Origin of the sequence: Pseudidiomarina sediminum DSM 21906 (assembly GCF_000423165.1) — a bacterium.
GTDB classification, from domain to species: Bacteria; Pseudomonadota; Gammaproteobacteria; order Enterobacterales; family Alteromonadaceae; genus Pseudidiomarina; species Pseudidiomarina sediminum.
On record NZ_AUHL01000005.1, the window covers coordinates 69963 to 83476 of the forward strand.

At 50.1% G+C, this 13514-nt stretch carries 11 protein-coding genes; 7 read left to right on the forward strand and 4 right to left on the reverse strand.

Going from position 1 to position 13514, the window contains the following annotated elements:
- Nucleotides 1-202: 202 nt before the first annotated feature.
- Entirely contained in the window at nt 203-1069 is an 867-nt protein-coding gene (tesB, locus tag G535_RS0100330; RefSeq protein WP_026860253.1) for an acyl-CoA thioesterase II, read from the forward strand.
- Between the two features lie 73 nt (nt 1070-1142).
- Here the strand turns inward: tesB and G535_RS0100335 are convergent, their stop codons facing one another.
- Nucleotides 1143-2387, reverse strand: a complete 1245-nt coding sequence (locus G535_RS0100335; RefSeq protein ID WP_026860254.1) for a NupC/NupG family nucleoside CNT transporter — start codon at nt 2385-2387, stop codon at nt 1143-1145.
- Between the two features lie 22 nt (nt 2388-2409).
- Nucleotides 2410-3042 carry a uridine kinase gene (gene udk / locus G535_RS0100340; RefSeq protein ID WP_026860255.1) on the reverse strand — a complete coding sequence of 211 codons (633 nt, stop codon included), beginning with the start codon at nt 3040-3042 and terminating at the stop codon, nt 2410-2412.
- Between the two features lie 179 nt (nt 3043-3221).
- On the opposite strand from udk, the gene G535_RS0100345 reads away from it, so the two are divergent.
- From G535_RS0100345 to G535_RS0100355, 3 genes are all read left to right on the forward strand, one after another.
- Nucleotides 3222-6008, forward strand: a complete 2787-nt coding sequence (locus G535_RS0100345; RefSeq protein WP_026860256.1) for a M16 family metallopeptidase — start codon at nt 3222-3224, stop codon at nt 6006-6008.
- Between the two features lie 143 nt (nt 6009-6151).
- Nucleotides 6152-6994, forward strand: coding sequence for an S-formylglutathione hydrolase (fghA, locus tag G535_RS0100350; protein WP_244993578.1), 843 nt, complete (start codon nt 6152-6154; stop codon nt 6992-6994).
- A 90-nt stretch (nt 6995-7084) separates the two neighbouring features.
- Entirely contained in the window at nt 7085-8602 is a 1518-nt protein-coding gene (locus tag G535_RS0100355) for a putative bifunctional diguanylate cyclase/phosphodiesterase (RefSeq protein ID WP_026860258.1), read from the forward strand.
- Here the strand turns inward: G535_RS0100355 and G535_RS0100360 are convergent.
- Entirely contained in the window at nt 8577-9488 is a 912-nt protein-coding gene (locus G535_RS0100360) for a sensor domain-containing diguanylate cyclase (RefSeq protein WP_026860259.1), read from the reverse strand. The two genes, G535_RS0100355 and G535_RS0100360, sit on opposite strands and share 26 nt — an antisense overlap.
- Before the next feature lie 99 nt (nt 9489-9587).
- Nucleotides 9588-10127 (reverse strand): SixA phosphatase family protein, encoded by a 540-nt coding sequence (locus G535_RS12475; protein WP_051206852.1) that lies wholly within the window; start codon nt 10125-10127, stop codon nt 9588-9590.
- Nucleotides 10128-10197: 70 nt separating this feature from the next.
- Between G535_RS12475 and G535_RS0100375 the strand changes: the two genes are divergently transcribed.
- From G535_RS0100375 to G535_RS0100385, 3 genes are read left to right on the forward strand one after another with little or no spacing between them, the layout of a single operon-like run.
- Complete coding sequence (locus G535_RS0100375; RefSeq protein WP_026860260.1) at nt 10198-10452, forward strand: hypothetical protein; 255 nt, start codon at nt 10198-10200, stop codon at nt 10450-10452.
- Between the two features lie 14 nt (nt 10453-10466).
- A complete protein-coding gene (locus G535_RS0100380) occupies nt 10467-11162 on the forward strand; it encodes an ABC transporter ATP-binding protein (RefSeq protein WP_034727125.1) in 696 nt (231 codons plus the stop codon).
- Nucleotides 11159-13510: an ABC transporter permease gene (locus G535_RS0100385; protein WP_051206853.1), complete on the forward strand. Its 2352-nt coding sequence runs from the start codon at nt 11159-11161 to the stop codon at nt 13508-13510. Before G535_RS0100380 ends, G535_RS0100385 begins: the two co-directional genes overlap by 4 nt.
- Nucleotides 13511-13514: the final 4 nt, after the last annotated feature.

A 13514-nucleotide genomic window follows, 5' to 3' on the forward strand; every position in this document is an offset into this window, starting at 1 on the left:
ACGATAGATTCATTCAGCTTAGCCCTGATTCGTAAGGCAAGCCATTTTTTGCTTACCTCTTTCATAATGGGATTCTCTGTGGCAAAGATCAACCGTACTTCTATGACAGCGAGGTTTTGCGCGGCATTTACGCGGAGAAACTATTGAGCTAGCCGTCCAGCAGCTTATAATGCTGTTCTTATTTACATTTTAAGGAAGGATCATGAGCCAAGTGTTGCAGGACTTACTCGATTTACTACGCTTAGAAACCATCGAACAAGGCATCTATCGCGGCCAGAGTCAGGATCTCGGGTTTGGTGCTGTGTTTGGTGGTCAGGTGATCGGGCAAGCGCTTTCGGCGGCGAAAGAAACCCTTCCGGAAGACCGCAAGGTACATTCGCTGCATACCTACTTTTTACGCCCTGGTGATGCCCATAAGCCGATTGTGTATGACGTTGAGAACGTCCGTGACGGAAAAAGCTTCTCGACTCGTCGGGTGCAAGCGGTGCAACACGGCAAGCCCATTTTCTATATGACCGCTTCATTCCAAATCGATGAGCCGGGTTATGAGCACCAAGACCCAATGCCGGATGTGCCAGGCCCAGAAGGTTTGGTTTCGGATTTAGAGATTTACCGCGAACATGCGGAGTTAATTCCAGCACCACTACGCAATAAATTCACCTCTGAAAAGCCGATTGAAATGCGTTTTGTCACCGCCAATAACCCATTTAAGCCTGAGGTAGACGCGCCGAAACGCTATGTCTGGATTAAAGCGAATGGCGCCATGCCGGACGACCCGCGTATCCACAAATACTTGTTAGCCTACGCCTCTGATTTCAACTTTTTGCCGACCGCCTTGCAACCGCATGGCGCCAGCTTTGCGCAGCCAGAAATCCAAATGGCAACCATCGATCACTCTATGTGGTTCCACAAAGACTTCCGCCTTGATGATTGGATTTTATATGCCATCGATAGTCCGGTCGCCTGTGGTGCGCGCGGCTTAGTGCGTGGTCAGTTCTTTAACCGTGACGGCGTATTGATTGCCTCAACCGCCCAAGAGGGCGTGATCCGCAATCACTGTAAACGTTAAAGCCTGGCATTAAGACAATAAAAAAGCCCGCTAGTGAATCACTGCGGGCTTTTTTTATAGTTATTTATAAAGCTTAGGTCAGGCTGTAAAAGAAGCCTGCAATCGCCGCGCTCATCATGTTCGCTAAGGTTGCGGCCAACAAGGCTCGCATCCCTAAACGCGCGATATCGTGGCGACGGCTTGGCGCCATACCACCTAAGCCACCGAGCAAAATTGCAATCGATGAGAAGTTGGCAAAGCCACACAACACAAAGGTAATGATGACTTGGCTGTGCATGCTCAATTGGTCTTTGTAGTTGACGAAATCTAAGTAAGCAACGAACTCATTAATCACCAGTTTTTGGCCAATGAAACTACCCGCCAGTTGCGCTTCGTCCCAGCTCACACCCAGTACGTAGGCAATCGGCTGGAACACATAACCGAACAACTGCTGTAACGACAGGTCAGGATAGCCAAACCAGCCACCCACCCAGCCGAAAATACCATTGACCAACGCAATCAACGCGACAAAGGCAATCAACATGGCACCGACATTAATCGCCAGTTGCACACCACTTGACGCACCAGCGGCCGCAGCATCAATGACATTCACTGAGCGGTCTTCCACCTGCACATCACCGGCTTTCTGTGAGCTGCTTTCTTCGATAATGTTATCAATATCTTCACGCGGTTTGTCGAGCTCAGGCATGATAATTTTTGCCATCAACAAACCTGCTGGGGCCGCCATAAAGCTCGCTGCAATCAGGTATTTCAGCTCAACACCTACGCCTGCATAACCGGCCAAAACAGAGCCGGACACCGAACACATACCACCGACCATAACGGCGAACAATTCTGAACGCGTCATACTGGCAATAAAGGGGCGCACCATCATCGGTGCCTCAGTCTGTCCGACGAAAATATTGGCCGCAGCTGACATCGATTCCGGACGGCTACTGCCGATAATTTTCTGCAAGCCACCGCCAAGGATGCGGATCACCCACTTCATAATGCCAAGGTAATACAGCACCGAAATTAAGGACGAGAAAAAGACGATGACACTGAGCACTTGTATGGCAAAGATGAAGCCATGCTCTTTCGACACCAAGTTACCGAACATAAACTCGATACCGGCATTGGTGAACGAGATAACTGTCGCCACCCCATTCGCAACGGAGTACAGCACATCTTGCCCAAAAGGCACATAGAGCACGAAGGCGCCTAATAACAGCTGAATGGCAAATGCACCACCGACGGTGCGCCAATTAATGCTCTTACGATTGGTCGAAAACAAGATGGCAATAGCGAATAAAATGGCAATGCCGAGGAAACTATTCATATAAAGACCGTTTTAGTTAGTGTTATTCAGCGAGGAGCTGCCGAATTTTTGATTTTATCAGGTCGATGGCGATCTCATTTTGACCACCGCGGGTCACCACCAAGTCAGCAAACTGCTTGGATGGCAAAATAAACTCAAAAAACGCGGGGCGTACTGTCTCTTCGTACTGCTCGGCAACGGACTGCACCGTACGACCGCGTTCTTCCACATCACGAATCATCCGACGCAACAAACAAACATCTAGCGGGGTGTCCATAAAGACGGAGATATCAAACAACTTGCGCAGATGGGGATCATTGAGGAGCAAAATACCTTCGACCATGATGACTTTGCCAGGTTGGACTTTGATGGTCTCAGGAATACGAGTGTGCGTTTTATAGCTGTACTGTGGCATTTCAATGGTGTGCCCATTGCTTAAAGCCGCGAGGTGTTCCACCAAGAGTTCATGTTCAAACGCAGAAGGATGGTCATAATTGGTTAACTGCCGCTGCTCAAAGGTCAAATGACTTTGGTCGCGGTAGTACGCATCTTCGTTCAAAATGGCGATACCCGTCCCACCGATTTCGGCGACGAGTTCTTGATAAACGGTAGATGCAAATAAGCTTTTACCCGAGGCTGAAGCGCCAGCGATCGCTATAATCGTTGTTTTTCCCACACTCACTATTCTTTTTTTTGCCCGACAACAAAGCGCAATTATCCTTGATTAAGCGCCTAATTGGAAGCATTGTTAACGATTGACCAATCTTGTTACACTTTTCTAATCATTACACGATTACAACATCTCCCTGCTGCTTTATCATCGGGGAGCTAAATCCACAACAATGGAAAAGAAAAATGCGATTCTCTAAAACCTTTACTGCGATGGCAGTAGCCACCGTGCTACTTGGCGGATGCCAAGCCACCGCACAGCAAAACAGCGCCAACAATGCAGCTGTCGTGCAACAACAAAACCTCCCTGATGTCGCAATCAGCTATGAAAGCTTTACCCTCGACAACGGTTTGACCGTAGTGGTCCATGAAGACCGTAAAGCTCCAATCGTTGCTGTAAACGTTTGGTATGGTGTGGGTTCAAAAGACGAGCGCCCAGGTATCACCGGTTTCGCCCACTTGTTTGAACACTTGATGTTCAACGGTACAGAAAACTACGATGACGAGTATTTCGGTCCGTTCGAGCGCGCTGGTGCAACCGACATGAACGGTACCACCAACAGTGACCGTACCAACTACTTCCAAAACGTGCCTACCCCTGCGCTTGATATGGCGCTCTGGATGGAATCCGATCGTATGGGTCACCTGTTAGGTGCTGTGACCCAAGACAAACTTGATGAACAGCGTGGCGTCGTTCAAAACGAAAAACGCCAAGGCGAAGCACAGCCGTACGGCCGAGTGTTCGGCTTCCTTGCTGAGCAAACCTTTCCGCAAGGTCACCCATACTCGTGGACCACTATCGGTTCACTCGAAGATTTGAATGCTGCGTCATTAGAAGACGTGCATCAGTGGTTCAACGACTATTACGGCGCGGCGAACGCTGTTGTTGTGCTTGCGGGTGACATCGACGTTGCTACTGCGAAAGAAAAAATGCAGCACTACTTCGGCCACATTGCCCCAGGCAAACCATTGAAGAAACTACAAAGCTGGGTTGCTAAAAGTGAAGGCACCAAGCGTGCCACTATGGAAGACAACGTGCCTGCGTCACGTATCTACAAGTTATGGAACACCGCTGAAATGGGCACTGCCGACTCAGAATACCTGAGCATGTTAGTGGACATTCTTGCCAGTGGTAAGAACTCGCGCTTGTATCAGCGTTTAGTTTACGATGAGCAGATTGCCAGCATGGTTTCAGGCTTCCAGTACGAGCGCGTGCTCGCGGGGCAATTCTTTGTGATTGCTGACGCCAAACCAGGCGTGGACATGCGTCGCATCGAAGCCATCATTGATGAAGAATTAGCAAAAATCATCGCCGAAGGCCCGACTGCTGAAGAAGTAGCACGGACCAAATTCAGTACGATCGCTGGCTTTGTCCGCGGTGCTGAGCGTATCGGTGGCTTCGGTGGTAAATCAGATATCCTTGCCGCAGGTCAGGTGTACCACAACAACCCTGGCTTCTACGAGCAATCGATGGAAACCTTAAAAGCAGCAACACCGGCAGATATTCAGAATGCTGCGAAGCGCTGGTTAACCGATGGTGCCTTCGTATTAGATGTGGTTCCACAGCCAAATTACGCAGCAGCTGAAGCACAAGCAGACCGTTCAGCCTTGCCTGAAGTGGGCGAGTTGCCACAACTCGATTTACCTGAAGTCAACACCTTCACTCTTTCCAACGGCTTAGAAGTTGCGCTAGCCGAGCGTCATGACGTACCTACAGTACAAATGCGCTTAGTTATCGATAGCGGTTATGCTGCTGATTTCGGTGGCAAAGTCGGTACGGCAAGCTACACCATGAGCATGCTTCGTGAAGGCACCACCTCACGTGACAGCTTGAGTTTGAGCAAAGAGTTGGAAACCTTGGGTACCAACCTTTCTGCAGGTGCTAGCCTCGATAGCTCAAGCATCAGCATGGATACGTTGGTCACCAACTTGGCACCAAGCTTGGAAATCATGGCTGACGTATTGATGAACCCAGCGTTCTCAGACGAAGAGATTAAACGCAAGCGTGGCTTATGGTTAGAGAACATCAAAAAAGAAAAAGCACAGCCGACGGCGCAAGCATACCGGGTGCTGCCACAGCTTATCTTTGGCGATAACCACGCCTACAGCGTACCTTTCACAGGTTCAGGTACTGAAGCGTCGATTCAATCACTGACGCGTGCTGATTTGGTCAACCACGCAGAGACTTGGTTACGTCCAGATCTTTCTCGTTTGGTCATCGTTGGCGCAACCACTGAAGCTGAAATCAAGCCATTGCTTGAGCAGTATTTTGCCGATTGGCAAGCACCTGCAAGCGCAGCTCCAGAGAAGCAATTCAGTGCCGTAGCTCCGCAAACCGAAGCCCGTGTGTTCTTAATCGACCAGCCAGGAACGCCACAATCGACCATCATCGCAGGTCAATTGGCACCATCAGGTAACGTTGAAAACGCTGAAGTCATCGACGTGATGAACACCATTTTAGGTGGTAGCTTCACCAGTCGCTTGAACATGAACTTACGTGAAGACAAAGGTTGGTCGTACGGTGCCCGTACCGGTTGGGTTGGTGCTGATGAAGCAGGCTTATTGCTCGCTTCAGCGCCAGTACAGACGGACAAGACCAAAGAGTCGATCGAAGAGATCTTAAAAGAACTGAACGGCTACCTTGGTGACAACCCTGCCAGCGCAGCGGAACTTGAAAAAGTGATCGCCAACAAAACCGCGAAGTTGCCAGGTGCCTATGAAACCAAAGGCGCGTTGCTACGCTCAATTGTCGATACCCTTGAGAAAGGCAAAGACATGGAGTGGTTAGAAGCCTACGGTCAACGCGTTGAAGCCATCGAGCTCGACACAGTGCGTACTTCAGCAGACGATATCTTACGTCCTGACGCGCTCACTTGGGTCATCATCGGTGACTTAAGCCAAATCGAAGAAGACGTACGTGCGCTGAACCTCGGTCCAGTGACCAAACTCGACAGTAACGGTAACCCGTTATAATCGCGTGTTTTTCGTTTCAATCAAGCCGCTCATCGGAGCGGCTTTTTTTTGTCCAAACGCGACAAAATAACGCCGATCATAGACAGTTATTTTTCAGAATGTGTATGATGCTCCTACCTCTCCCTTTAAATCAGGAATGCACTATGAGCAATGTGAAATTAGTGAATGCGGTACGTTGCTTCGACGGCGAACAACGACGTTATGAGCACCTCTCGGACACCCTAAACTGCACGATGCAGTTCAGCCTTTACTTGCCGCCTAAAGCACTGCAAGGCAAGCATGTTCCAGCTGTGGTGTGGTTATCCGGGCTTACCTGTAGCGACGAAAACTTTAGCAGCAAAGCAGGCGCGCAACGCGTTGCAGCGCGACTTGGTATCGCACTTATCATTCCAGATACCAGTCCTCGCGGCGATGAAGTGGCAGATGACGATGCCTATGACTTTGGCAAAGGCGCAGGTTTTTATGTCAATGCCACACAAGCTCCTTGGTCCCAGCACTACCAGATGTACGATTACATCACCAAAGAACTGCTTGACCTCTGTCACACGCACTTCCCTCTGAACGGCAAGCTAAGTATCAGCGGCCATTCGATGGGTGGTCATGGTGCATTGATCATGGCCTTAAAAGAACACGACCAGTTCCGCAGTGTCTCAGCTTTTGCTCCGATTGCGCATCCGAGTGCCTGCCCTTGGGGCCACAAAGCGTTCAGCGGCTATCTTGGCGATGATCGCGCGCAATGGCACGCTTACGATGCCGTCGAACTGATGCGGCAAGGACACAAATGTCCACCGTTATTAGTGGATCAAGGTAGTGCCGACAACTTCCTTGCCGAGCAACTCAATTTTTCAACCTTAAAAGAGACTGTTGAAGCTCGGCACTTCGCGGCGCAACTGCGTTTACAAGATGGCTACGATCACAGCTACTACTTTATCGCGAGCTTTATCGAGGACCATCTTGAGTTCCATGCAACCTACTTAAACGATTAAAAAAGCTGGTAAAAATAGTACTCCTTAGCTAGAGTCAATTAATCCCACATAAAAATTAGTGGTATTAACACGTTAAGGAGTACGTCACTTATGTCACCTCGCCGCGCAGCGGCGCTTATTGCGTTAGCCTACTTTATTGTTGGACTGCTTTGGATCCGCTTTTCTGATCAGCTATTGTTAGCAATCGCTGCGGACTCTGCATTGTTGACACAACTGCAAACCTATAAAGGCTGGGCGTTTATTCTGGTGACCGCGTCGTTACTCTTTTTCTTATCCAAACGCGCCCTCGAACGGCAACGTAATTTATCCGAGCGTGATCGCTTAACCGGTTTATTGAATCGCCATATGTTCGAACAAGAGCTCGACGCCGAGCTTCGCTTTTGTCGGGACAGCAGCGCCCCTCTAACGCTTATCGTCTTTAATCTCGATGGGTTTAAGCAACTGAACACTAACGCTGGCACGGCGGTGGGCGATCGGTATCTGCAAAGCGTTGCCAACTTGCTACGCCATCATTATCAACAACGCGTACTACTGAGTCGTCTTGATGGGGATGAGTTTGCGATTGCCCTACCCATGCTCACCTGGCCCAATGACGTGCTACCGCAGACCCAACACCTACAACAACTCCTGCGCACACTATCGATTGCGGAGCTACCCGACTCAAGCCTCACCGCCTGTTTTGGTATTGCCCATTTTCCCTCGGATGCCAACGCTACCAGCACCCTCATTGAAGCGGCAATGACCGCTTTAGATGAAGCAAAAGCTCAGGGCGCAAACCGTTTACGTGTGTACAAAAGTGAGTATGGCGAACACGTTTCAAAACGCACCAAGCTATTGTTTGACCTAAAGGCTGCGCTGCATAATCAACGTCTTAGTGTGGTGTATCAACCGCAATTTCGACTGTCAGACCATCAACTCAGTGGGGTCGAAGTGTTGGCGCGCTGGCATCATCCTGAAGAAGGCATGATTCCGCCCGACGTGTTTATTCCGCTTGCTGAGCAACATGGACTTATTTGCGACATTACCGATTTTGTTATGCAAACCGCAATTGATGAGTTACTCGCAGCCGATCTTCTCTATACCCACTTCCCAAGGGTTTCGTTTAATGTCTCCGCAGAGGACTTTAATCATAGTCAGAGCACGCAGCGGTTTTTACACAATTTCGCAAAACTTCCAAGCCACTGGTCAGTGGTGGAATTAGAGCTAACCGAGACCTCGGCACTGTTAAATCTTGAAGGCGTTAAGAATGTCCTGAGCGTACTGCACCAGCGTGGTGTGCAAGTCTCGCTTGATGATTTCGGTACCGGTTACTCCTCCATCAATACGCTGCGTCTACTGCCGATCCAAGAAGTAAAGATCGATCAAAGCTTTATTCAAGACATCACACAAAGTGCACAAGATGCGCGGCTGGTAAAAACCATCTTAGCAATGGCGAAGGCGCTCAATTTGCGTGTGGTTGCTGAAGGAGTGGAAACACCACAGCAAGCGCATTACCTTAAGCGCGCTGGCTGTGAAGAAGTTCAAGGCTATCTATACGCTCGGCCCATGCCGTTAAGCGCTTTAGTTACCTTTGTCAGCAATCTTACGTCGTCAAAGGCGCAGCGTTGATTTGATTTTTGCCGCCAAGCTTGCCAGCGTACATGGCCTCATCGGCGATTTGCAAAATACGCTCGACACTGTAATCACTATGCCACTGGCTGCAATAGCAGGTACCAATGGAGACTGATACCGGCCAGCCTTGTTGTTGACCGAGCTGCTGCACCGCGAGTTGAACCCGCTGCATAATATGTTGGATAGCACTTGAGGCAGCGTGCGGATGGATGCTAACAAACTCATCGCCACCGATGCGGGCGATAAAATCTTGCTCACGGCAACTCTCACGAATCGCGCGTGCAAGCATTTGTAACGCCCGATCCCCTTCAGCATGACCGAGCTGATCATTGACCCATTTGAAATCATCAATATCGATCAATGCCACACAAAATTGCTCGCCGTCTCGCTTTAACAACTCAAGCTGTTGCTCTAGCTTTGTATGAAAGGCACGGCGATTAGGTAAGCCCGTTAGGTAATCAGTATGTGCCTGACGGCGCTCAAGGGCCAGCTCGCGGCGAATCTGTGCTTCGAGTAATTTGGCTTGGGTCGCATCACGAATAAACGCAATGGCATAGGCTTGTTGCTCAACCTTGACCAGGCTCAGCATAATATCGACATGAAAGCTCGAGCCGTCTTTGCGCACGCCTTTAAAATGTAAGCCTTGCCCCATCGGTCGCGCTTGCTGGTGCGCAAAAAACTGTTCGAGGTGCTGCGCATGCTTGTCACGGACTTCTTCGGGGAGTAATGCATCAAGCGTAAGTGCTTTGAGCTCAGCAGCAGCATACCCAAAGAGTTGACTCGCCAAACGATTACAGAGCACGATGCGACCCTGCCGATCAACCACTAGGGCCGCATCAGGGATCACTTCAATCAATTCACTGTAATCGTGCAGATTGGTCATTGCGCGCTCGTGCCAGAAAAAAGGTTCTAAAGGCTACGAAAAAACGGCGCAATTGAACAGTGTAAAATTCACTTTTATTGATCAAATCGAGATCATTTTTTAGAACTTCACCGCGCTACCTGTTGGGATCATTAATCGCACCAACTCAGGCGTTCCCTCGCGCATGTGCAACTGATAAAGATCACCGTAGTCTTGTTCGGTGAGATCTTCAGTTTCACCACCTAGTGCACGCACCAATTGCGGCACGGTATTGCTATGACCCACAATCAATACCGTCTGAGCGTTACGGCGTACTGTTTCTAACAACTGTTGTCCCTCACCAGCACGATAGTGTTCAGGTGCTATTTCAAGGATTTTCGCTAGCGGCGCTGCGGTGTCTTCAGTGCGTTGATACGGCGTGGTGTAGATGGCTTGTATGCCAGCTTTTGACAAGAGTTGAGCCAACATCTGCGCGCGCTGGCTGCCCTCCGCAGATAACGGTGGATTGGACACCTCAGGTGCTTTTTCAGCATGCCGGGTGATATAAATAACATAATCATTCGCCATCGCGTTTGCCTCATTGATGCCGGAAATCACAACGATCATTGTCGCTAAAATAAACATTCGTATTGTTTTTACCGGGTTTAAGTTGACAGGCATCAGCCATCCTTTTATTTTTTAACGTTCTTATCACAACGTTAACGCGCTTTACTCACAAAGGAAACCTGAAATGGAACAACATAACTATCGAAACGCAGAGCCAGTTAGTCTTGGCGATTGGATGCTCACATTATTCTTGACCTTTATTCCTCTGGTCAACTTGATTGCATTATTGGTCTGGTCATTTTCAAGTAGCACCGCACCGTCAAAACAAAACTGGGCACGCGCAACATTGTTGTGGATGATTATTGGTATTGCGATTGTCTTTGTTATCACGCTTCTCGGTGTTGGTAGCGCAGTGATGTTGGGCTCGCAATACAATTAGTTCGTGGCCTAACGATGCTTAAAGCCGAAGCCATCAGCAAAATCTACCCGATGGGTGAAGTCGAGATCCACGCCTTACGAGGGGTGGATCTCGAGCTTGAAAGTGGTGAGTTGGTGGTTTTGCTGGGTGCTTCTGGCTCAGGCAAGTCAACATTATTGAATATTATTGGCGGGCTAGACACTCCCTCTTCCGGCCAGCTGTATTATCATGATCACGCCTTACATAAGGCAAACGACCAACAGCTGACCCGTTATCGCCGTGACCATGTCGGCTTTGTTTTTCAATTTTATAATCTTATTCCAAGTCTAACCGCACGCGAGAATGTCGCCATGGTGACTGACATCGCCGCCAACCCCATGCGCCCCGAAGAAGCACTTGAACGGGTCGGCCTGAGTCAGCGTTTGCACCATTTTCCAGCACAACTGTCCGGCGGCGAACAGCAACGCGTGGCGATTGCGCGTGCGATTGCCAAACGCCCTGACATCTTACTTTGTGACGAGCCCACAGGCGCGCTTGACTCAAGTACCGGCGGTATAGTCCTACAAGTACTCCAGGACATTAATCACGAGCTCAATACCACCACCGCCATCATTACCCATAACGCGGTCATAGGTGACATGGCTGACCGAATTATTCGCCTTTCAGACGGACAAATTGTCGACCAGCACTACAACAGCAGCAAACGCTCGGCTCAGGAGCTCCACTGGTGACCCATCACCTCACGCTGCTCCATAAGCTTGGGCGTGAGGTCTGGCAAGCCCGTGCGCAGCTTATCGCGATAGCCTTAGTGGTCAGTATTGGCGTGATGGTGCTGTTAATGATGACCAGTGCCAAACAAAGCCTGACACGGGCGCAACAACACTTTTATCAAGACTACCACTATGCCGAGTTGTTTGTTGAATTAACCCGCGCACCACGCAGCCTTAGCGAACAAGTGCTCGAATTACCCGGTGTTGCCATCGTCGAGTCACGCATCCGTAGCGCCGCTCGCGTTGAGTTACCCGGCTATACCGATCCTATTCAAGCGCAGCTACTCTCGATTCCGAGTCAACGTGATCCGTTGCTTAATCGACTGCATTTCAGCAGTGGCTATTATCCACAAACGCCACAACAAGTGGTCATTTCGAAGCCGTTTGCTGAAGCACATCAGCTACAACTGTATGACAGCGTCACGGCAATTTTGAACGGCCGTCGTACGGAGCTTGAGATTGTCGGTATTGCCATTTCCCCGGAATTTATCTACCAGATTGGTCCTGCGGACATCATGCCAGATTACCAGCGCTACGGCGTATTTTGGCTGCATGAAGAAGCGCTCGCAGCAGCCTTAGATATGGATGGCGCCTTTAACAGTATCAGCTTGCAACTGCAGCCAGGCACTGATCAAGAGGCTTTAAAAATTCGTTTAGACGCCTTGTTCGAACGCTATGGTGGCCGTGGCGCAGCTGATCGCGATGAACAGTCCTCCCACCGCTTTCTGAGCGAGGAATTAAAACAGCTCGGCACCAATGCTATTTTTCTACCGGTACTGTTTTTAGGTGCATCAGCTTTTTTGTTCAATATCTTCATGCAACGCCAGATCCAAACCCAACGGCAAACCATCGCGATTTTAAAAGCCTTCGGCTATAGCCAAAAGGCCATTTTCGGCCATTATCTGGGTTACACCGTGGTGGTGATTTTTCTTGGCGTCGTTTTTGGGGCGATCCTGAGTCGCTGGCTTGCCGCAGCCATGGTTGAACTCTACAGCCTGTACTTCAATTTTGTAACGCTGACAGTCAGTATTCAATGGACCACCATGGCAATCGCTCTGTTAGTGACCTTGGTCGCTGGCTTTTTAGGGACCTGGCGCGCCATTTATTTAGCTATTCGAGTGCCACCGGCACAAGCCATGCGGCCGGCAACGCCCATCAACTTTCATCAAAGCTGGATCAACCATCTGTTGGCCTCACCTTGGTTCACCCAAGGTGCGCGTATTATCTTACGGAACCTCGTCCGGCATCCACTGCGCAGCGGCTTAACGGTGTTTGGTATCGCTATTTCCGGCGGCTTATTGTTATTTGGCAGCTATCAGTTCAATGCCATCACCACCATGCTCGAGCGCAACTATCGCGTTGAGCAGCAGATGGACGTTATTGTCCAATTCACCCAAATTACCGATGGCCAAGCCTTGGCTAGCCTCGCCGCATTGCCCGGTGTTAACTATGTCGAGGGATTCCGTAGCGTCCCAGTACGCCTGCGCCAAGGCCCACAAACCTACAGCACCGCAGTCACGGCGTTTTCACCCGATAGCCAATTACGTCAGCTGGCCGGATTAGCACGCATGCCCGAACAAGGCATCGTCTTGACCGAGCACCTAGCCAATTACCTTGGCAGTCCAGCGGGAACCTTATTGGATGTGGAGTTTATTGCTGAACGGCGGATACGCACTGATGTGCAGGTGGTGGCTACCTCTGCTGAAGCCATCGGGGTCGGCGCCTACCTCTCGCTCGCGACGCTCAACCAACAGTTGTACCAAAGTGAGAGCCTCTCAGGTGCTTGGTTACTCATCGACAGCCAAGCCAAAGACGCACTCTACACGGCATTAAATGAGATGCCGCAAGTTGCTGGCTATACCCATGTACGCGAAGCCGAGGCGAAGTTGCGCGCCTACATGGACGATACAGTGCTAACTGCAATGAGCATTATCTTTGTGCTCGCGGGTTCGATGACCTTCGCGATGGTCTACAACAACGCCCGTATCGCGCTGGCCGAGCGTGAACGTGAGTTGGCCACGCTCAGAGTGCTCGGCTACAGCCACACCGAAATCGCGCGTATTTTATTCGGTGAACTGTTCATTCTGGTGCTGTTGGCACTGCCACTCGGCTGGGGATTAGGCGTTTTGTTTGCCCTTGGCATGAGTCATGTGATCAGTAGTGAACTGTTTCGCATCCCCTTTGTGCTCAGCCAACAACTGTTTGGTTGGTCAGCGCTTGGAGTGTTGACGGCCGCCACGATAGCCGTCATGTTAATGGTACGCCGCCTGCGTCGGTTGGACCTCATTGCCGCTTTAAAATCGGAGTAAACCG